The sequence below is a fragment of the Ornithinibacillus contaminans genome (assembly GCF_001038425.2).
Taxonomy (GTDB): Bacteria; Bacillota; Bacilli; order Bacillales; family Amphibacillaceae; genus Ornithinibacillus; species Ornithinibacillus contaminans.
In genome coordinates, this window is record NZ_LDPV02000049.1 from 35388 (window position 1) to 56098 (window position 20711).

Sequence of the window (20711 nt, forward strand, 5' to 3'; positions counted from 1 at the left end):
TTTTCGTTAGTCTGCAATAACCTTGAAATTATGGATTACGTGAGCATTTACCGTTTTATATTTCTCGAAATAAGCATGGATTAATTCCACGGTATCCTGCTGGATTTCTCTTACTACTGGTTTATTTTTTAACATATCATAGTTCCCGCCACCGTTTGCACGATAGTTATTAAAGACGACATGATAGGTTCCATCCGCTGTTAATGGTTCGCCATGATAGGTCAGATTTTCAATTCGTGATCCAACCGGCTTTGCAACGTTTATCGTGTAATGAATTCCTTCCCACATATCATAATTATAGTGCTGTGGCTTAGGATGTATGTACGTAGGATTGACTGTAATCTCCCCAGCCTCATCGAGTGTGAAGTACTCGGCACTTTTTTCTAATGCTAGTTTGATATTAGTTCCAGTTAGTTCTAAGACGACAAGTGTGTTTGGATACATGTAATTCGAAACTACATCCCGCATGGTTACAACAGAGCTAAAGCCTTTGGACTCGTTATTTAAAAGGGAAGTGACAGAGATATCCACAGAACTTGCTTCGATCTGAACGTCTTGGATAAATTGAACAAACGTATGTTTAACGACTCTGGCATGAAAAGGATCTGTAATTGTCATATCCCCATTGATATATCCAATTGGCTGATCTAGCCAGCTTTGGGTGGATGCTTCGATGTTTTCCATATAATAAAGAATCTCATTATCTGGTTCTGTATCGCCAATCGGAATGATAGTTGCTTCTTTCTCAACTAGCTGCCACTCGTCGTCATCTTGCTGTTTTAATTCTACGTGTATTTCGCCATACATTTTGCCGTTATTACCAGGCTGGGCAACTAAAACGCCATTAACCTTACCAGTTAATATACGGTGTTGATGTCCGGTAAGTAGGATATCTATCCCTTCAATTTCTTGGCACATGGCATAGCCTTGGTTCTCACCAGTTAACGCTTCGGTTGGTTCTCCGGTCACTAAATCACGTTCAAATCCACCGTGATAGCAAGCGATTACTAAATCGGGCTTTTCTTCCTTCTGAATATGGGTTACCCAATGCTTTAATGTGGCTAACGCATCATGAAACTGAATTCCTTCAATATGTGCGGGAGATTCCCAATTCGGTATGTAATGGGTTGTCACACCAACAATAGCAACACGTACACCATTGGGAAGGTCTTTTATCAGATAAGGTTTACCGAAGTATGGTTTTCCATCGTCTGTGACAATGTTAGCTGATAGCCAAGGATAGTTGGAGCTTTTAATAGCATTCGTTAAAATTTTCTTTCCAAAGTTAAATTCATGATTCCCAATGACACCAGCATCAATGCCGATGCGATTCATAATGCCTATCATTGGGTTTTCTTGCGTAGCATGTTCTTTTACATAGTGGGTCATTAATGGTGTACCTTGAATAAGATCCCCATTATCTAGAACAAGGACGTTCTCGTTTTCCTTGCGTATACGTTTTACAATGGAGGCGTATTTTGCTAAGCCTAAATCGGCTACTTCATTGGAACCGTATAAGATTGGCATGGCATTACCGTGCACATCACTGGTATAAACGATTTTTACTGTAGTTGTATTTGCCAATATGAACATCCTTTCTCATAAAGAAACGAAATTAAAGAGGTTTGCTTCTTTAATTCCGTCTCCTAGGTAACTATTATACAATTTTACGTCTAATTCTTGCTGATGCAAAGTCAATGATAGTAACGACGATGATAATTCCTAACAGAATCGTTCCCATTTGATGCCAGTCGCGGTTGGAGGATGCAAAGAAGATCATCGTACCAATACCACCTGCACCTACAATCCCAAGAATGGATGATGCACGAATATCTACTTCAAAACGATAGATTGCGTACGATAGGAATTCTGGGATGATTTGCGGCATAACCGCAAAGAATAGGATTTGTATTTTATTTGCGCCGTTTGCTTCCATGGCATGAACAACTTCCATATCGATTGATTCGATGATTTCTGAGAACATTTTACCAAGCATACCAGTAGAACCGATGGCAATGGCAAGTACCCCAGCAAATGCGTTCGGACCAACTGCAACAACGAAAAGAATAGCTAGGATAATGTCTGGGAAAGCACGAACCGCAGATAAAATCCATTTTCCAATAGTGGAAGCAATTTTCCCGCCGATCATGTTATTAGCTGCTAGGAATGCTAATGGAATCGAAAGAATAGCAGCCATTAAGGAACCAGCAAATGCGATGGCAATCGTTTCTAGCATACTAAGTGCTACATCACCAGATGCAGCCCAGTTAGGCTGAAATAGGCCAATTATGACAGTGCCGAAATTTTGCATCATTTGACTCATGGCTTTTCCGAAATTAATGTCAATTCCTAGAAACGTCCATACATAGAGCGCGATAACAATTAGTGCGATAAGAATTCGTTTTGCAATTCGAAAGGCAGAATTCTTAGGCTTTGGAGGTAGTTGTAATGCTTCCATTAGATTAATGCCTCCCTTAGTTTATTGCTGATATATTCAATGATAATGACAACAACAAATATCATGATAATAATCGCCATGGCGTTTGGATAGTTATAGAAACCGATTTGTTGGTTTAATACTAATCCGATACCACCAGCGCCTACATATCCTAATACAACTGATGCACGAATATTGATTTCAAATACATACAGAACTAATGATGTATATTGCGGCATGACTTGTGGGATTAATCCGTAATAAATCATTTGCAATGTACCTGCACCAGAAGCACGCATTGCTTCTAGTGGATTCATATCGACCGCTTCGATTGTTTCACTTATTAATTTCGCTAAAATTCCTAAAGAGAATACGATAAGTGCTAGAATACCAGGGAATAACCCGATACCAAATAGTCCAACAAAAATTACCGCTAGTACGATATCCGGAATGGTACGTAATAGATTTAAAATAGTTCTCGTAACATAATATAACGGTTTAAAGGTTGTTACATTTTGCGCTGATAATAATGCTAATGGGACGGTTATAATCGCAGCGATCGTTGTTGCAATAATAGCCATTTGAATGGTTTGAAATAACGGTCCCATAATATCTGGTATAACGGAGAAATTCGGTGGAAAGAATTTCTCGATTACTCGGAACATATTTCCTAGGGCTCCGCCAAAACCACCAACCATTTCTCGTTGGGTCCAATACATACTAAATAAGTACATAACAAGAATAACTAGTCCGATAACGGTTACTTGCTTTTTTGTTTTGCTAGGGTACATCGATAGTGGTTGTTTCTTATTCTCCGTCACTATCTGCACCTCCACGTAAATCATCCTCACGAATCGTACGACCGTAAATTTCTTCAAATGTCTTCTCGGTTACTTCTGATACTGGTCCGTCAAATACAACCTCTCCAGCACGCATCCCGATAATACGATCCGCATATTCCATTGCCATATCAATGAAGTGTAGGTTAACAATCGTTGTGATATTATCTTCTTTATTGATTTTCTTTAAATAAGACATAACTTGATGTGATGTCGGTGGGTCAAGTGATGCTACTGGTTCATCAGCTAAGATGTAATTCGGTTGTTGTGTTAACACGCGAGCAATACTAACACGTTGTTGTTGTCCACCACTTAATTCATCTGCACGGTTATAAAGCTTTTCTTCTATATTAACGCGTTTTAAACTTTCATATGCTAACGCCTTATCTTCTTCTTTAAATAAACCAAGTATTGATCGTAATGTTCCAGTATGACCAAGACGGCCAGCTAGCACGTTTTTAAAAACATTGGAACGTTTGACAAGGTTATAATTTTGAAAAATCATCCCAACTTTTGTGCGTAATTTTCGAAGGTTCTTACCTTTATAATCTAGTATATTCTCTCCATCAACCTCTAAAGAACCTGATGTAGGGGTAACCAAACGGTTAATGCTTCGGATAAAAGTTGATTTTCCAGCTCCGGAAAGTCCAACAATAACAACGAATTCCCCATCCTTAATGGTCACATTTACATTTTTTAACCCTTCAGTGCCATTTGGGTACACTAAACCTACATTCTTAAACTCTATCATTTTTACTAGTCCTCCAGTACAGGCATTTTTCTCTATTATAACAAGTAATTAAAGCAAGGAAAAAGGGAAGTTGCAAACCCTTCCCTTTTCCTTACTATCAAATTTTCAAGTTAATTTTATAGGTCATCAATGGAGATGTTCTCTCTGAACTTCTCGTATGTTTTACGAACAACATCATATTCTTCGTCAGTAGCTTCTGAGATAGCATCCCAGTTGTAAACTTCTTTCATGATGGTAATCATGTCATCATCTTCATTGAAAGATAATAGAATATCTTTAATTTCTTGTACAAGCTCATCATCAAGGTCAGCTGTTACTGAAATGGTATCGTTAGGAATTTCAGCTGTATAGTCTAGTACAGTTAATTTATCCATAACATCTGGATAGTCTGCTTCTAACTCTGTACGTACATCATCAAATGTTGTAGCAACATCAGCTTCTCCGTTGTATACCGCTAAAGCAGAGTTATCATGACCACCTGATTGAACTGTTCCACTGAAGAACTCATTTTCTAGTTCTGCTGCAGTTTCTATACCGAATTTCTCCATAAGCTCATTCGCTGGGAATAAGTATCCAGAAGTTGATAATTGGTCACCATAAGCCCAAACTTTACCTTCTAAATCCTCAAGGCTTTCAATTCCAGAATCAGTACGAACAACGTATTGTGCTTTATACGTTCCAGAACCATAACGGATAGATTTAAGAATAACTTCAACATCATATTCTTGATTTGCTAGAACGTAACCAAATGCTGGAACGAATCCAATATGTACTTGGTTAGCTCCCATTGCTTCTACTAATGCGCTGTAGCTAGTCATTACTTTCGGCTCTACTTCTTTACCTAATTCTTCTCCTAAGCGTTCAGCTAACGGTTCAACTGTATCAGCAATTGTATCTGAATCCTGTGAAGGTACAAATCCTATTACCAATGTATCCGGATTTGCTGCATCGTTTGATCCACATGCTGCCAATACTACTGCTAATGCTACGATAAGCACTAGACCATAAAGTTTCTTCATTGTGACCCTCCTATGAAATATAAAGATTATAAAGCTTACTATTTTATTAAATAACAATTTTGTGAAAAAAGCTAGGCTTTTTTTCTTGAATTTACACCTTTTTTACAATTTTTCCTTAAAAATCGACATTTTTGGGTATGTAATATTCGGATTTTGCTTTAAATAGTATGTAATAATTTTGGTATGGCATGATTTTTAAAGCAAAAACCGTAATATCTTACAGCTATTCATGATAGCGAACAGGAGATAGATATTATGAAGTAAAATTTACATGGAAAATCATTGGCGAAACTATTGGTAAACTTTATCAATTGTGTGTGTTTTTTCGTGGTGATGACACACATACGATAAGCTACTTGCATAACGTGTAGTAAAAGGCTAGCGAGAAAGGGTGTAGTACGTGAGAACATATCGAAATCCTCCGTATCAGCGCCAATTTAATCAACCATATCCACCATACCAACAACCATTTCAGACAAATCAACCGCCACAGAATCCGTATCAGTCACAACAACCTCCAAGCAATTACATGTATCAACAGCCGGTGTCTCCATATGAACAATTCGCCAAACCAAAGCAACCCCAAGATTGGTATGCGGCAAATCAGAATCAGGAGATTCAAGGGGATTATTATCAAGCAGGCGGCGGTCCTTCGCCAGGAGTCCCGTCTCAATTTCAGAATCAAAATGGACAGTTTAATCTAGATAAAATGTTAACTACGGTCAGTCAAGTTGCTAGTACGTATCATCAGGTATCACCAATTATTAAACAATTTGGTGCTTTTATGAAGACATTCCGTTAATTGGATATAAGCTGGTGGGAGTATGAGAGCCATAAGTAATATTTCGTGTGAAAATGGGCAAAAGAAAAAAAGACCTTTTGCTTTTTTGGCTTGTATTATGTTAAAAAGGAGAATTAACCATGATAGGTTGTTTGGTTATACACGGATTTACGGGTGGTCCATATGAATTACAGCCACTTACGGATTACTTAAAGGATAATACGAACTGGCATATAACTGTTCCAACATTACCTGGACATGGAAAAGAGTTAGCGCTTGAAAATGTCACCTATAAAAACTGGATTGAAACAGCGGAACGGGCATTGATACAACTGAAAGAAACCTATAATGAAATTTACATTATCGGATTTTCAATGGGAGGTATGATAGCAGCCTATCTAGCCGCTAAATATAAGGTAGATAAGCTAGTTTTACTGGCAACGGCAGGCAAATATTTATCGGTAAAACAAATTGGTGTGGATATTGGAGGAGCACTAAAAGATGGGGTCACTGGGAAGCTTGGAGAAAACAAAATCTATCAACATTATAAGAAAAAACTAGGCGCTGTACCGTTACGAGCAAATATTGAGTTTCTAAAGCTTGTGCGAGCGACAAGAGGGTATTTAAAAGGTGTGCAATCCCCAGTGCTCATCGCACAAGGGCAGATGGATAGTGTTGTGCCATATAAAACGGCCTACTATCTAGATAGAGAAATACCTTCTAAGCAAAAAGAAGTCGTGTTTTTCGAACGCTCGAGACATTTGATTTGTTTAGGAAATGATAAGGATACATTAAATAAAATGATTTACGACTTTCTAATTAAGTCTCCAAGGAAGACGGATTTTCCATATTATCCTGCAGATACCGTATAAAAAAACAGGTTGGCATTTTGCCGACCTGTTAGTCTTTGAAGAACGCTATAACCAACGCTCCTTCTCCTCCGTATGTAGAAATTAATGGTCCCATTTCTGTAACATAGGTGCCTTTAAACGGATAGTTAGCTTTAATTTCAGCTAAGACAGCCTTCGCGCGCTCGCTGGCATTGCAGTGGGTCATGACCAATATTTTGTCTTCAACGGTTTTGGCGTATTCACCGATTTGTTCAACAAAGCGGCGGATAGACTTCTTGTCCCCTCGAACTTTCTCCGCAACTTCAATGGTACCTTCCTCACTGCCCTTCATTAGCAACTTAATATTTAGTGTTTTCGCTAATGTTCCTTTTACTTTATCAAGACGACCACCTAATACTAAATTCTCAAGTGTTTTTAATACAAATAATGTTGTCGTATGGTTTATTTGCTGCTTTAAATGTGCAACTATATCGTCAAAGGAAGCATTCTCGTTTATTTTTTGATACGCTTCAAATAGTAATAGTGCTTGGCCACTGCTTGCGGTTTTAGTATTCAGAACTTCGATAACACGTTCTGGTTCTTCCTCTAGTAGCATTTGCTTACCAGTGACTGCATTATCATACGTGCTACTTAATCCGCCGGATAGACTTAGCATGATAATCTTCTTTGCTGGATCCACTCGTTTAAATGCTTCGTAAAAGTCGTTCGGGCTCGGTGCGGCTGAGCGAGGTAATTCTTTTGTTTCGGCTATTTTACGATAGAACTCGGGAAGATCTAGCTCAACACCGCTCTTATATTGTTTATCATTAAAATTTAAATAAAGTGGAACAACAGCAATATCGATTAGCTCCATAAGTTCCTTTGGAATATCCGAACCGCCATCAGTCATTAACTGAATTGTCATAGAATCACCTGTTTCTTCTAAAGTATTTTCTTTATTATAACGTGTTACCTGCTGGAAACATAGGATCAACTCGTTGAATTTTTTTTATAGATTGTTACACTTGATTTCTTCGTTGTGCTCACAATAAATAAAAACAGACCAAATAACACAATTGTTCCTCCAAGCCATTGTGACCATGTTATTTTTTCGTGTAAAACAAAATAGGCGAGGATAGATGCTCCAATTGGTTCAAACACAATAGCCATGCTAATGGTCGACGTACTTAACCATTTTAAGGCCCAATTAAACAAGGTATGCCCTAAAAAGGTAGGGACGATTGCGAGTACAAGGAAAATGATCCAGTTGTCAGCTGGATAACCAACAAAAGGATTCTGTACCAGGAGATTATACACAATTAACGTGATAGAACTAACCCCATACACAACAAAGGTATATGTCATTAACGATAGTCGCTTACGTGCGTTTTGTCCTAATAAGAAGTAAGCTGTAATTGCAATCGCGCCAATAAAGGCTAAAATATCTCCGAATAAGGCCATACCACTAAGTTGGAAGTCACCCCAACTTATAATGACACTACCTAAGATTGCAATAATCATACTTATAATTGCTCCCGGTGTAAAACGCTCCCTAAAAAATAAAAACGTTCCAATAAAGGCGAAAATTGGCTGCAAGGTGACGAGCACAACCGAACTCGCAACTGATGTATAATTTAAGGATTCAAACCAGAGAATAAAGTGAAATGCTAAAAATATACCTGCTACGATGGATAGAATCCAATCTTTTTTTTGAATCAGCTTGAACTCGTGACGATATTTTAACAGGATAATCGGTGCCATTAATAATACAGCGAATAATAGTCGATAGTTAGCGATAATGGCTGCTGGTGCTTCGCTGGCTAATTTGACTAGTACGGCAGAAGTGGAAACCGATATTACCCCGACCACAACTGCGACATAGGGGTTAAATGGAGGGACTCTCATGCTTTAAAATCCTCCTACATGTATGTTTAGTATAAAAACAATCCTCTAATGGATAGAAGCTCTAACTTTAATATTACCATGTACGAAATTAAAAATCATATTGTAACTAGCTTGTTTTGTTCCATGTATGGTATCATAAACTAACGGTTAATTTGCCACGGTGCTTATCGTCTGATTAAATCAGACATTTATGTAGGTCTCCCGTGTAATCGGAAAATGCTTTCAGAGCTTTTCCATTACGGCTAGGCCTTTTTCCACGTTAATAAAATTATGGAAAAATTCATACGGATCCATACAATATCAAATTTTAAGTGTTCTGTATCCATGCTTTTCAGGGCACGTAAGTTTTACGTTAATGGATAAGATAAGATAAATGGGTGATGTGATTCTCGGTACAAGCATCACGGCAAGTTCAAGCGCTAATACAATAAATATTTTGCATAAAGGAGAAGTAAAAGCGTGACAACATTCAATGAACTAGGTATTTCAAGTCCTATAATGAAATCGTTAGAAAAAATGGGGTTTGAAGAAGCAACACCAATTCAAGCAGAAACAATTCCTCTTGCGTTAGCAGGAAATGATGTTATTGGGCAGGCACAGACTGGAACAGGTAAAACTGCTGCATTCGGTATTCCAATGATTGAGAAGATTGATACGAAATTAAGAAAAGTCCAAGGACTTGTAGTTGCTCCAACAAGGGAATTAGCAATACAGGTTGGGGAAGAGTTAAACCGTTTAGGGAAATTAAAGGGAGTTCGTGTCCTTCCGGTATATGGTGGTCAGCATATGGACCGTCAAATTCGTTCTCTTAAAGATGGTCCTCATATTGTAGTTGCAACACCAGGACGTCTATTGGATCATTTCAGAAGAAGAACGATTCGCACAGATATCGTTCATACGGTCGTATTAGACGAAGCGGATGAAATGCTTAACATGGGATTCATCGATGATATTCGTGAAATCCTAAAGCAAATCCCAAGTGAACGACAAACATTACTATTCTCAGCGACAATGCCAAAAGAGATTCGTGACATTGCAACGAATTTGATGAACAGTCCGAAAGAAGTAAAAGTAAAAGCGAAAGAAATGACTGTTGAAAATATCGATCAATATTTTGTAGAAATTCCTGAGAAGTTTAAGTTTGATACGTTGACTAATCATTTGGATATTAATAATCCAGATTTATCCATCGTGTTTAGTAGAACGAAAAAACGTGTAGATGAAATTACAGAAGGACTTCAAGCAAGAGGATTCCGTGCTGAAGGAATTCATGGGGATTTAACACAAGGTAAGCGTATGTCTGTACTGAATAAATTTAAAGGTGGCCGTGTGGATGTTCTTGTTGCAACAGATGTTGCGGCACGTGGACTTGATATCTCAGGTGTAACACATGTATATAACTTTGATATCCCGCAAGACCCAGAAAGCTATGTACACCGTATCGGACGTACAGGTCGTGCAGGACGTACTGGAGAAGCTATTTCCTTTATCACACCAAGAGAAATGGCGCACCTACGTTTAATCGAAAAAGTAACGAACAGTAAAATGAAGCGTATGGTTCCACCAACGAACAAAGAAGCTCGTATTGGGCAACAACAGGTAACGGTAGAAAAAATCCTAAAAACAATTGAGAAGAATGATTTAGAAGCTTATCATCAAACAGCTAACGATTTATTAGAAGATCATGATTCTGTAACAATTGTTGCTGCTGCACTAAAAATGTTAACGAAGGAAAGAAGAGATGTACCAGTTCAAATTTCTTCTGTTGCTCCGATTAGTGTTAAAAAGGCACAGCAAAGCAAAGGTCGATCTAATAACAAGCGACACTACGGAAATCGCAACCAAAATGGCGGTGGCAACCGTAACCAAGGTGGAGCAAGAAACCAAGGTGGCCGTAATCGCAAAGGGAATTTCCAAAAACGTAGAAATCGTGACTAATTGGAATGGAACATCCAAAAAGACTCCTAGAGATATGAACTGCCCCCTGTCAAGTAGACAGTGGAAATAATAAAATTGATTTAAGCGGCTTTAGCTCTAAATTCTATAGGGCTAAGGCCGTTTAATTTTTCTTGGTATCTTTCGTAATTATAAAAGTAAATGTATTCATTAATTGCTCTTGATAATTCCTCAAATGTCTCATATTTATGTAGATAATACTTTTCACATTTCAGCGTTCCCCAAAAAGATTCCATTGGTCCATTATCAATGCATTTTCCTACTCGAGACATGCTATGAGTCATCTCTGCTTTATCTATCCTGCGTTTAAAACCGTGTGAAGTATACTGAAATCCTCTGTCGCTATGGATCAACGGATGGTCTTCTCCATTTATAATTGCTGTTGCCAGGTCCATTGTTTTAAAGACAAGTCGGTTATTATTTCGATGCCCCAAAACATAGCTTACGATGGATCCATCATACAAATCACGAATAGCGCTTAAATATGCTTTCTTGGAAGTACCATACTTAAACTCCGTCACATCCGTTACCCATTTCTCATTGGGTTTCTCTGCTTTGAAATTACGATTTAAGATATTCTCCGCAACATGTTGTGGGATAGAACGTTTATAATGCTTCTTCTTTTTACGAATGACCGATTGAAAACCGACGATATTCATCAATCTATATATTCTTTTGCGATTAAGTTTCTGTTTAAACTTCTTTTTAAATATACGATCCATAGCTAACTTCATTCGTCGATAACCATAAATACCTTCTACTTTTTCATGAAGAGTAACCATCTCTTTAATAATTTCTTTATTTTGAAGTTCTCGTTTAGATGGTATACGCTTTAGCCATTTATAGTAAGCAGATCTTACAATCCCTGCAATTTCACAAAGTAGGGAAATCGATAGATTTTCCTCCACATGAAGTTCTTGTATAGCGATGTATTTATCTTCAAACCTTACTTGGTTTATTTTCGCCTCCTTTCGATCTCCTCTAACTTTTTTAGAAATGCGTTCTCAGCCCTTAAACGTTCATTTTCAAATGCTAATCGCTTCATTTCGAGTTTCATTTCTTCTTCTGGAGACAGTTCAAATTCACTTTTGGTTCTTCCACGGTTATCCTTTAAAGCTTCTGCCCCTTTTGTTTCATACTTCTTTACCCATTGATAAACCTGTTGGTAGGATACCCTATATTTTTCTGCAGTTCCTTGATAATCTTTTCTGTTCTCCAAACAGTAAATAGCTATCTCAATTTTTTCTTCCCAAGTGGTTTTTCTTCCATTAGTCATAGATCGTGTTCTCCCTTTTCCCGTATCTTTTAATTCTCTATGACTATTATACTTATTTACCCACCTAATGAGCACGGAATGACTCGAAATATGGTACTTTCGGACAACTTCTTTATAGGAATAATCTCCTGACAAATAATCAAGTACAGCTGCTTCTTTTAATTGCTTAGAATACTTCTTCCACGTTTTTGAATTCTCTAGTCCATTTATTCCTTCTGTCTCAAATCTCTCAACCCAACTTCTAAGAGTCGTTTTATTAATATGATATTTTAAACATAATTCCTGCAGTGTATAATCTTCATTTTTATAAGCTGTTATTACTTCATATTTAAATTCACTAGAATGAATTTTATAGGACAAAAAAACTCCCCCTAAGGCAAAACAGATTTTTGTTTTTTAATCTGTCTACCTTAAGGGGAGCATATCAATATATAGGAGTCTTTTTTGTTGTATTATTCTTAAGCTTTATAGTAGATAGCCTACTAATCCGAATATCACTAAAGCCGCTAGGATAATCCAGAGCCAATTAAACGTTCCTTTTACCGAAAAGCGCTTTTTCTTCCAGCGATTTGGATCGAATTGTATTTCTTGGTCATCTACATCGTGACGATAGCGCCATGGATGATAGGGTCGTACCTTGGTCAATACTAGTGGTGCAAGAATGAATCCGACGATAAATCCTAAGACATGGGCGTATTGGTTGATTCCGGGACGGATAAATGTCATGATCATCCCAATAATAAAAATGACCATAATAATTTGTGCGTTTTGAGAATCAATTAATTGTTTGCGAAAGGCCACCATAAAGACGTAAATCCCGAGTAACCCAAATATCGCACCAGATGCACCGACATGGGAAAACATAAAGGAAGGATTTAGGAAAAAGGTGATTACATTGGCAAGTGTCCCTGCGCCAAGATAGGCAATTGTAAATTTCCATTTTCCTAACATCTGCTCCAAGGCAGGACCAAAAAGCACCAGTGAAAAGGAATTAAATAGCATATGTGTTAGTCCACCATGAAGAAAAATCGGGGTTATAAACCGCCAATATTCACCTTGATAAATCCAGTAATGGCTTCCGGTTCCGAGATTATATAGCTGTTCCATAAATGGGATGGGTAGAAAATCGTGTAAGAGCCAAATGGCAATATGAATAATGACAATCGTAGATACAACCGGATAATAGGTAATAAATTCTTTCACACTTCTTTCATTGCGAACAAACATAGCTTCCCCTCTTTCCTAATGACCACATATCCAGCCATCATTTACTTTTTTTATAATGTATAATTGCGGTTATGATAATAGTATGGTCATTATTAGATTACTATAATACTATTTTCAATTAAAACGATATGGATAAAAAAACTAAGAACCTGTTAGGAGCATACGAATGATAAAAGGAATTGGTATCGATATTATTGAACTAGAACGAATCGAGAAAAGTTTAGAAAATAAACGATTCGTGGAGCGGATTTTAACAGAACGTGAAAGGGAACGGTTTTTAACGATTTCCAGCCACGCTAGAAAAATAGAATTTGTTGCAGGAAGATTTGCTGCAAAAGAAGCCTTCGCAAAGGCGATGGGTACTGGAATTGGGAAACTGAGCTTCCAGGACATCGAAATAGGAAATGATGAAAACGGTGCACCATTTATCACGGTTGCATTGGATGAAGCGATGAATATTTTTGTTTCCATTACTCATAGTAGAGAATATGCGGTAGCTCAGGTTGTCTTAGAAGGATAATTTCATCACATCTGCATAATTGCATAGGTTGTCTCATATATTTTAGTGCGGGCAGGAGGGAACAAATTGTACTATAGCCACCACAAAGAAATGTATGAAATGGACCGGTATACCAGCAGGAAGCATTCGTGTCCAGGCAGCATGAAACGAATCGGACTAAAACAAGGTCGTACTAGTTGAAAAGACAGCATAGGCGGAGAGAAGGTAGCCGGTGCAGACCAAAGATAAAAAAGCGTGTGTATTGGCAAGTTAAGACTAGATCAACTGGTTAACACTATGTGTACATGATTCTAACACTATTGTAATAGCTAGATATTGATTTCATGAATGAATGTTTCTGCCTATGTCTAGTGTTAGGGAGGCCTTCAGGAGGGAAATGGACGTTTGAGGGCTGTACAAGCAGATGGGTAAAATATTCGTAATAAAAACAACTGAAATAGTTACCCTAGCGTGGTTTTCGGAATAATCCAAGGACTAGAAGCTTTGCGGGGCCAATTGAACGAAAATTACCTTGCTGATTGGCACGGAAAATGAACGCAATCGTAAATGTAGTTTTTCTAAAAAAATCCCAAGCTGATAAACACTAGTGGAGAAATTTCTCGAGCTTCTGTACGGAGACCCTGGGAAAAGGTTTTATGCCTTGGGCCTTGGAAGAGAACCATAATACTACTAAAATCGTACTACGATACTTGCTACCTGTTAAGAAGGCTAGTTGTACTTGAATAACACTTTCTTTTTGACTCATGGGTTATACGAGGATAGTAATTTTCCAAGTGTGATACGGCGGTGTGAGTTTTGGTGGATGGTCAGGCTGTACATTTCTATTCTTGATGTGATGGTGTTTAGGTTCCCTTTGTGTATAAATCGATTAACCCAAATGGAGTAGGCTTTCATTGGGAAATAGGAAAAATCAAGAGCTTTCCTCCCTGCATGCAACTAAGGCTTTTTCCATAATGGCTTGGCAATATGTCAGGCTTTCTATGAATTTTAGACAAGGGAGATATGTCTATGACAAAAAAAACGAGTATATGGATGACTTTCGTAGTAGGCTTACTTTTAGTTTTGGCAGCATGTGGTGAGAAATCCCAAGAGGATGTTGTGAAAAAGCTAGGTGAACATGTCGAGGGTCTATCTGGATACAAAACGAACGCAGAAATGACGATGAAAACGGGACAAGAAGAGCAGAAGTATACTATCGAAGTATGGCACAAAAAAGCAGATTTCTACCGTGTAGCATTGTCCAGTAATCAAGAAGACAAAGGTGGTCAAATCATTCTTAAAAACAAGGAAGGTGTCTTTGTCTTAACACCGGAGCTGAAAAAGAGCTTCAAATTTCAGTCCGAGTGGCCAGATAATAGTAGTCAGCCCTACTTATATCAATCACTCGTCGAAGATATTGTGAACGATAAGGAAGCGGAATTTACGGTTGATAAAAATTATTATATCTTCAAGACGAAAACCAATTATCAAAGCAATAACAATTTGCCATATCAGGAAATTTATTTTGATAAGGAAAACTACACACCGGCCTTAGTTAAGGTATTGGACACGGATGAAAATGCAATGGTTGAAGTCAAATTCACAAGCTTTGAAGTCGATCCGAGCTTTAACGAAAAAGATTTTGAGATTGAACAAAATATGGCAAATGGCCTCCCAGATGATATACCAACCTCAGGGGATGGGGTTACAGACGATCTAGCTGTCATGGTGCCAGTGAATACGGCTGGTGCAGAGTTAACCGATCGTATCGAGGTTGATTTGGAAAATGGCAAACGAATTATTTCTACTTATTCTGGTGAAAAGAACTTTACGCTAGTACAAGAAAAGCGTGATGTCGTCGAAACGTTAACCGCCCCAGTAGAGGTTAGTGGCGATATTGTTAATCTAGGCTTTGCGGTGGGTGTCCTATCGGAAAATGCAATAGAGTGGGATTATGATGGTATGAACTTCTATTTAGCAAGTGATGAGTTACCGAAGGAAGCTTTACTAGAAGTAGCACAATCTGTTCAAGGGCAAGAAGTGAAGTAACGAGAAGTGACGATCGATGGTTTAGAAATAGAAAATGCTAAGCAGGCTCATGCTAGGAGTCTGCTTTTATTTTTTAGTATCTGGATAAAAGGTAGTATACTATAAGGAGTGAAATGATTATTGGAAAGGGGCTATCTTGAATGGTAGACATGTTTCGGGATACATGGGCTGAAATAAATCTGAATGCAATTACGTATAATTTGGAGCAAATAAAGGAAAAACTACCCGAAGATAGCGAAATAATGGCAGTTGTGAAGGCGAATGCGTATGGACATGGTATTGTGCCCGTTGCGAAGCAAGCATTAGCGTCTGGGGCAACGGCCTTAGCAGTCGCGTTATTAGAGGAGGCAATGCTACTTCGAAAGGCATCCATCGACGCACCGATTTTAGTGCTAGGATGGGTATCGCCTGCCTATGCATCAGTTGCAGCGGCAAATAATATAACACTAACTTTCTTCCAAAGGGAATGGCTAGAACAACTAAGTGGTACAGCAATGGAACGCCCTGTGCAAGTTCATTTGAAGCTTGATACAGGCATGGGGAGAATTGGTGTAAGAGCGAAAGAAGAATTGATACGTATTTTACGAGAAATAGAAAAGAACAAAAACGTGAAGTTGACAGGTGTGTTTACCCACTATGCGACGGCAGATGCCGAGGAATTGGATTACTTTTATGAACAATCGAAGCGTTTGGAGGAATTACTATCCGTCTTCTATGAAAATTGGACTGAACCTGTCAGTATGCACGTTGCCAACAGTGCAACGTCCATTCGTTTTCCGGAAAAAACGCATAATTTTATTCGGTTTGGCATATCCATGTATGGGTTATATCCTTCTCCTGTGGTAAGACTAGAAAATAAGATTTCTTTAAAACCTGCATTTTCATTACATAGTAAACTGGCACACGTGAAGAAAATTTCAAAAGGTGAATCAGTTAGCTATGGAAAGACTTATACAGCAAAGCAGGATGAATGGATTGGGACAATACCAATTGGATATGGGGATGGCTGGAATCGAAAATTACAAGGTTCGAGCGTGTTAGTCGCTGGCAAGCGTATGCCAATTGTAGGGCGAATTTGCATGGATCAGACGATGATTCGTCTAGACCAGGCATATCCGATTGGAACAAAGGTTACGTTAATTGGCGAACAAGGTGAGGACCGTATTGAGATGGATGAATTGGCTATGTATTTGGATACGATTAATTACGAGATTCCATGTATGATAAATGATCGTATTCCTAGAATTTACCAAGGATAAATGGGGAATTTTGGTAAAATAACAGAATTTTTTGTAGTACTGGTCAAATTCCCTACTTTTTTTCGCGAAAATGCTGATAAGCCTTTGCATTTACGGCTATTCAATGATATTATTAAGTTTGATTAAAATTGTCTATATGTGACGGTCGTTCAACAGTTGGCGGAGGTGCTTGGTTTTGTCAGAGAGCTTACAAGAAATTATGGTGCGGCTACCGAAAACCCTACTAAATGAGGTGGATGGATTAGTGAAAAAGGAAAATAGAGATCTTAGTGAATTCATAAGTCAGGCAACAAGAACTTATTTAGAATCAAAAAAAGAAGAATATATTCAAAACTTCTACCAATCCATGCAAAAAGGCTATCAAGAAATGGCAAGAATTAATCTCACAATTGCTTCAGAAGCTTTTCAAGCTGAAGAGGAGGCAGAAATTACTCTAGAGCGCTCTGTGATCGGGGTGTAGAATTTGATCGTTCAAAGAGGCGAAGTGTATTTCGCTGACCTATCCCCTGTCGTTGGATCGGAGCAAGGGGGAGTGCGACCTGTATTGATCCTCCAAAATGATATTGGAAATCGATTCAGCCCAACCGTAATTGTTGCTGCAATTACCGCTCAAATCCAAAAGGCAAAATTACCTACCCATGTAGAAATTGATGCCAAACGTTATGGATTTGACCGAGATTCTGTTATTCTTTTGGAACAGATTCGTACATTGGATAAACAGCGGTTAACAGATAAAATTACGAAATTAGATAACGAAATGATGAAAAAAATAAACCATGCATTAGAAATTAGTCTAGGACTAAAAGACATGTATGATTAATAGGAACTCATAGTTTACTTAGCTGTTAACTATGAGTTTTTTATTTGTGTAATTCTATATAAAATGAGAATAGTTGAAGCGGGGAAGAAGCACCGGCCAAATAGTTCTTATCATAAAACTAATTTCCCTGCCCAAATAATCCATTAAATATCCGAATCATTCTAATAGATATTAAATTAAACCAATTGACGTTTATATGTGTATATAGTTGCAATAAACGGCATAACATGTGACAATATTTATAATATTTTATGTAATCGGGGGTTGCTCGCGATGAAGCGAAATTTACGGGATATAGCAATTGAGAACAGTGATGAAATAATCCAGGAATGGTTAAAGGAGATTAATTCGTTAAAGGGATTAAATTATACAGCGGATATTTCAAAAGAATTATTCGAAAGTAATAATAGTGAATTTGTTGACGTTATTTTCAGTAGTATAAAAGAAAATGGTTCTGCGAAAATTGTAAAGGACTTCTCAGAAAAAATCATCCATCTAGGTTGGCCGTTAAGTTATATTACGGATGGTCTACAGAAGTTCCGGAGTGTAACCATTAGTACCATACTTAGTAAACTTGACCGAGTTGATACCGAATACATAAGTGAAGTATTAAACGATGTTGATTCATGGGTAGAGCCAATCATTCGTCAGCTCGTCAATGAATATTCCGTCAGCTGGGAGCATGTGGTATCCTTGCAACGTGTGGCATTACAGGAATTATCTGCACCATTGATTCCGGTTATGGATAACATTACAATTATGCCTTTAGTAGGGACTATTGACACAGAGCGTGCCAAGTTCATTATGGAAAACCTATTGGAAGGTGTTATGCGGCATAACGCGGAAGTGGTATTAATTGATATTACCGGGGTCCCGGTGGTGGATACGATGGTTGCTCATCACTTATTCCAAGCGACAGAAGCAGTCCGCTTATTAGGGGCGAAGTGTATTTTAGTTGGAATACGACCAGAAATTGCCCAAACCATCGTGAACTTGGGCATTAATTTTTCGCAGCTTCCAACAAAGAGTTCCTTGAAAAAAGGATTCATATTAGCGTTAGAAATTACGAATAAATCAATTGTGGAATTTGATAAAAAAATACAAGGAATGGAAGAATTGTTAGGAACAGGTAAGGGGAGTGAAGTGAGTCATGCGAATACCGATATTAAAACTACATAACTATTTGCTGATTTCCATACAAACAGAATTAGATGACCAAACAGCCATTCAATTTCAGGAGGATTTGCTAAAAGAAATCCATAAGACCGAGGCGGTAGGTGTAGTCATTGACTTGACCTCAGTCGATGTTATTGATTCCTTTATTGCCAAGGTGTTAGGAGACGTTGTTGCGATGTCAGACCTAATGGGGGCGAAAGTAGTCTTAACTGGTATCCAACCAGCTGTTGCCATGACGCTAATTGAGCTAGGCATTCATATGCAAAATGTGCCAACTGCCTTGGATCTTGAGCAAGGTTTAATGAAACTCCATCAGGAATTGGGGGAATAGCCTGTGAATTCCCAGTCCTGTGTAACCATTTATAAAGAATGGGATATCGTAGCAGCACGTCAAATGGGACGTGAAATTGCAAAAAATATTGGGTTTGGCACAGTGGATCAAGCTCGTATTACAACTGCAATTTCTGAGCTTGCTCGTAATATATACTTATATGCTGGTAAAGGAAAGATTAGTTTTGAAATACTTGACTCATTGGATCATAAAGGGATCGTAATTATTGCCCAAGATAATGGGCCTGGCATTAAGGATTTAAGCCAAGCGATGGAGGACGGGTTTTCTACATCGGGAGGTTTGGGTGCAGGGTTACCTGGCGTTAGGCGGTTGATGGATGAATTTGATATTGTTTCAGAAGCGGATAAAGGAACAACAATTAAAACGGTAAAATGGGTTAGGTAACAGATTTAGTATCATATGCTTCTTGACTATCATCCTAGTAAGACAATCTGGAATTAAAAATTTTCCTATAGAGAATAGGAGAGGCCATGATGGATACGAATTTAGATGCGAGGAATTATACGGACTTATTAAAACATTATATTGCAACACAAGATGAAACCGCCTTATATGGTGCGGAACAAATTTCAAAAGCATTCATAAAGAAGAATATTTTACCAGAAGAAATTGTGAATTTACATATACAGGCGTTACTAGAGATTTATCCAGAATTACATGAACAAATCCATATTTCGATGAATTTCTTATTGGAAGCTATGATTTCCTATGGATTAGCTCACCAGGAGTTTCAACAATTACGAGAGAAACAGGTGGAGCTTAAATCAGAAATCCATGTGGCGGCAAGCATGCAACAAATGCTGCTTCAATCCGAAATTCCAAAAACAGAAGAATTGGATATTGGAGTCATTAGTGTTCCTGCTAATCAAATGAATGGTGACTACCATCATTTTGTGAAGGGGAAGGATGGCTCTATTGGTATTGCCATTGCAGATGTAATCGGAAAAGGAATCCCAGCTGCACTGTCCATGTCGATGATTAAATATGCAATGGATAGTTTTCCGGAAAATGTCATGGCGACGAATGCGATTCTGGCTAGCCTGAACCGAGTAGTTGAGCGTAATGTGGATCCTAGTATGTTTATTACGATGTTCTATGCCCAGTATAAACCTGCTACAGGAACACTTTATTACTCTTCTGCCGGGCATGAGCCAGGCTTTTATTATCAACAGCAAACACAGGAATTTCAAGAAATCGAAGCGAAAGGCTTGGTGTTAGGGGTCAATCCAACTACTACCTATACCCAGTATGAATTGCAGCTTGAAAAGGATGATATGATCATTCTGTTAACCGATGGTGTGACAGAGTGCCGAAAGGACGGCCAATTTATTGAGCGGGATGAAGTGCTGGAAGTAATTAGAACATATATGCATTTGCCAGCCCAAGAGGCGGTGAATCGTGTTTACAAGCATTTTGAACGTTTACAGGATTTTCAATTACGGGATGATTTTACCTTGGTAATTGTTAAAAAAGTAGTTTAAAAGAATTGGAATTAGGGAACACGAACAATAGCTACAATGGGAACAAATCTCAGA

21 protein-coding genes are annotated in these 20711 nt (G+C 38.1%); 12 read left to right on the forward strand and 9 right to left on the reverse strand.

Annotated elements, in window-relative coordinates; translation table 11 throughout:
• Positions 1–6: 6 nt before the first annotated feature.
• The 5 genes from JF53_RS13035 to phnD form a co-directional block, all read right to left on the reverse strand.
• Positions 7–1593 (reverse strand): bifunctional metallophosphatase/5'-nucleotidase, encoded by a 1587-nt coding sequence (locus JF53_RS13035; RefSeq protein ID WP_047981031.1) that lies wholly within the window; start codon positions 1591–1593, stop codon positions 7–9.
• A gap of 64 nt (positions 1594–1657) precedes the next feature.
• A complete protein-coding gene (phnE, locus tag JF53_RS13040; protein WP_047981032.1) occupies positions 1658–2458 on the reverse strand; it encodes a phosphonate ABC transporter, permease protein PhnE in 801 nt (266 codons plus the stop codon).
• Positions 2458–3228, reverse strand: a complete 771-nt coding sequence (gene phnE, locus JF53_RS13045; RefSeq protein WP_236686953.1) for a phosphonate ABC transporter, permease protein PhnE — start codon at positions 3226–3228, stop codon at positions 2458–2460. Before phnE (JF53_RS13045) ends, phnE (JF53_RS13040) begins: the two co-directional genes overlap by 1 nt.
• A gap of 16 nt (positions 3229–3244) precedes the next feature.
• On the reverse strand, positions 3245–4027 hold the full coding sequence (gene phnC / locus JF53_RS13050) for a phosphonate ABC transporter ATP-binding protein (RefSeq protein ID WP_047981034.1): 783 nt from the start codon (positions 4025–4027) through the stop codon (positions 3245–3247).
• Between the two features lie 116 nt (positions 4028–4143).
• Positions 4144–5046 (reverse strand): phosphate/phosphite/phosphonate ABC transporter substrate-binding protein, encoded by a 903-nt coding sequence (gene phnD / locus JF53_RS13055; RefSeq protein ID WP_047981035.1) that lies wholly within the window; start codon positions 5044–5046, stop codon positions 4144–4146.
• Positions 5047–5446: 400 nt separating this feature from the next.
• Here phnD and JF53_RS13060 point away from each other — a divergent pair, with 400 nt between their 5' ends.
• Positions 5447–5848 (forward strand): YppG family protein, encoded by a 402-nt coding sequence (locus JF53_RS13060; protein ID WP_047981036.1) that lies wholly within the window; start codon positions 5447–5449, stop codon positions 5846–5848.
• Positions 5849–5967: 119 nt separating this feature from the next.
• A complete protein-coding gene (locus JF53_RS13065) occupies positions 5968–6699 on the forward strand; it encodes an alpha/beta hydrolase (RefSeq protein WP_047981037.1) in 732 nt (243 codons plus the stop codon).
• A 28-nt stretch (positions 6700–6727) separates the two neighbouring features.
• Here the strand turns inward: JF53_RS13065 and JF53_RS13070 are convergent, their stop codons facing one another.
• Both JF53_RS13070 and JF53_RS13075 read right to left on the reverse strand, forming a co-directional pair.
• Positions 6728–7582, reverse strand: coding sequence for a DegV family protein (locus JF53_RS13070; protein WP_047981066.1), 855 nt, complete (start codon positions 7580–7582; stop codon positions 6728–6730).
• 65 nt (positions 7583–7647) lie between these two features.
• On the reverse strand, positions 7648–8562 hold the full coding sequence (locus tag JF53_RS13075) for a DMT family transporter (RefSeq protein ID WP_047981038.1): 915 nt from the start codon (positions 8560–8562) through the stop codon (positions 7648–7650).
• Positions 8563–9021: 459 nt separating this feature from the next.
• Between JF53_RS13075 and JF53_RS13080 the strand changes: the two genes are divergently transcribed.
• Positions 9022–10500, forward strand: coding sequence for a DEAD/DEAH box helicase (locus JF53_RS13080; protein ID WP_047981039.1), 1479 nt, complete (start codon positions 9022–9024; stop codon positions 10498–10500).
• A gap of 80 nt (positions 10501–10580) precedes the next feature.
• Here JF53_RS13080 and JF53_RS17315 read toward each other — a convergent pair.
• Together JF53_RS17315 and JF53_RS13095 are read right to left on the reverse strand one after the other, a co-directional pair.
• A protein-coding gene (locus JF53_RS17315) for an IS3 family transposase (protein ID WP_157052524.1) occupies positions 10581–12154 on the reverse strand; the annotation gives its coding sequence in 2 pieces (ribosomal slippage) (positions 10581–11512 and positions 11512–12154; 1575 coding nt in all).
• 105 nt (positions 12155–12259) lie between these two features.
• Positions 12260–13021 carry a rhomboid family intramembrane serine protease gene (locus JF53_RS13095; RefSeq protein WP_047981041.1) on the reverse strand — a complete coding sequence of 254 codons (762 nt, stop codon included), beginning with the start codon at positions 13019–13021 and terminating at the stop codon, positions 12260–12262.
• Between the two features lie 166 nt (positions 13022–13187).
• Between JF53_RS13095 and acpS the strand changes: the two genes are divergently transcribed.
• The 9 genes from acpS (at position 13188) to JF53_RS13140 (ending at position 20657) form a co-directional block, all read left to right on the forward strand.
• Positions 13188–13541: a holo-ACP synthase gene (acpS, locus tag JF53_RS13100; RefSeq protein ID WP_047981042.1), complete on the forward strand. Its 354-nt coding sequence runs from the start codon at positions 13188–13190 to the stop codon at positions 13539–13541.
• A 1008-nt stretch (positions 13542–14549) separates the two neighbouring features.
• Complete coding sequence (locus JF53_RS13105) at positions 14550–15569, forward strand: LolA family protein (protein ID WP_047981043.1); 1020 nt, start codon at positions 14550–14552, stop codon at positions 15567–15569.
• A gap of 140 nt (positions 15570–15709) precedes the next feature.
• Positions 15710–16828: an alanine racemase gene (alr, locus tag JF53_RS13110; RefSeq protein WP_047981044.1), complete on the forward strand. Its 1119-nt coding sequence runs from the start codon at positions 15710–15712 to the stop codon at positions 16826–16828.
• Positions 16829–17003: 175 nt separating this feature from the next.
• Complete coding sequence (locus JF53_RS13115) at positions 17004–17288, forward strand: CopG family ribbon-helix-helix protein (RefSeq protein ID WP_047981045.1); 285 nt, start codon at positions 17004–17006, stop codon at positions 17286–17288.
• Positions 17289–17291: 3 nt separating this feature from the next.
• The gene (locus JF53_RS13120; RefSeq protein ID WP_047981046.1) at positions 17292–17648 is read left to right on the forward strand and encodes a type II toxin-antitoxin system PemK/MazF family toxin; all 357 of its coding nucleotides are present in this window, start codon (positions 17292–17294) and stop codon (positions 17646–17648) included.
• Between the two features lie 273 nt (positions 17649–17921).
• Complete coding sequence (locus JF53_RS13125) at positions 17922–18827, forward strand: RsbT co-antagonist protein RsbRA (protein WP_047981047.1); 906 nt, start codon at positions 17922–17924, stop codon at positions 18825–18827.
• Complete coding sequence (locus JF53_RS13130; RefSeq protein ID WP_047981048.1) at positions 18799–19155, forward strand: STAS domain-containing protein; 357 nt, start codon at positions 18799–18801, stop codon at positions 19153–19155. The genes JF53_RS13125 and JF53_RS13130 overlap by 29 nt, the downstream gene beginning before the upstream one ends.
• A gap of 3 nt (positions 19156–19158) precedes the next feature.
• Complete coding sequence (locus tag JF53_RS13135) at positions 19159–19560, forward strand: anti-sigma regulatory factor (RefSeq protein WP_047981049.1); 402 nt, start codon at positions 19159–19161, stop codon at positions 19558–19560.
• 86 nt (positions 19561–19646) lie between these two features.
• The gene (locus JF53_RS13140) at positions 19647–20657 is read left to right on the forward strand and encodes a PP2C family protein-serine/threonine phosphatase (protein WP_047981050.1); all 1011 of its coding nucleotides are present in this window, start codon (positions 19647–19649) and stop codon (positions 20655–20657) included.
• Positions 20658–20711: the final 54 nt, after the last annotated feature.

Coding starts and splice junctions, on each gene's coding strand:
- JF53_RS13035 (WP_047981031.1), bottom strand. CDS start 1,593: ATGTTCATATTGGCAAATACAACTACAGTAAAAATCGTTTATACCAGT.
- phnE (WP_047981032.1), bottom strand. CDS start 2,458: ATGGAAGCATTACAACTACCTCCAAAGCCTAAGAATTCTGCCTTTCGA.
- phnE (WP_236686953.1), bottom strand. CDS start 3,228: ATGTACCCTAGCAAAACAAAAAAGCAAGTAACCGTTATCGGACTAGTT.
- phnC (WP_047981034.1), bottom strand. CDS start 4,027: ATGATAGAGTTTAAGAATGTAGGTTTAGTGTACCCAAATGGCACTGAA.
- phnD (WP_047981035.1), bottom strand. CDS start 5,046: ATGAAGAAACTTTATGGTCTAGTGCTTATCGTAGCATTAGCAGTAGTA.
- JF53_RS13065 (WP_047981037.1), top strand. CDS start 5,968: ATGATAGGTTGTTTGGTTATACACGGATTTACGGGTGGTCCATATGAA.
- JF53_RS13070 (WP_047981066.1), bottom strand. CDS start 7,582: ATGACAATTCAGTTAATGACTGATGGCGGTTCGGATATTCCAAAGGAA.
- JF53_RS13075 (WP_047981038.1), bottom strand. CDS start 8,562: ATGAGAGTCCCTCCATTTAACCCCTATGTCGCAGTTGTGGTCGGGGTA.
- JF53_RS13095 (WP_047981041.1), bottom strand. CDS start 13,021: ATGTTTGTTCGCAATGAAAGAAGTGTGAAAGAATTTATTACCTATTAT.
- acpS (WP_047981042.1), top strand. CDS start 13,188: ATGATAAAAGGAATTGGTATCGATATTATTGAACTAGAACGAATCGAG.
- JF53_RS13105 (WP_047981043.1), top strand. CDS start 14,550: ATGACAAAAAAAACGAGTATATGGATGACTTTCGTAGTAGGCTTACTT.
- alr (WP_047981044.1), top strand. CDS start 15,710: ATGGTAGACATGTTTCGGGATACATGGGCTGAAATAAATCTGAATGCA.
- JF53_RS13125 (WP_047981047.1), top strand. CDS start 17,922: ATGAAGCGAAATTTACGGGATATAGCAATTGAGAACAGTGATGAAATA.
- JF53_RS13130 (WP_047981048.1), top strand. CDS start 18,799: ATGCGAATACCGATATTAAAACTACATAACTATTTGCTGATTTCCATA.
- JF53_RS13140 (WP_047981050.1), top strand. CDS start 19,647: ATGATGGATACGAATTTAGATGCGAGGAATTATACGGACTTATTAAAA.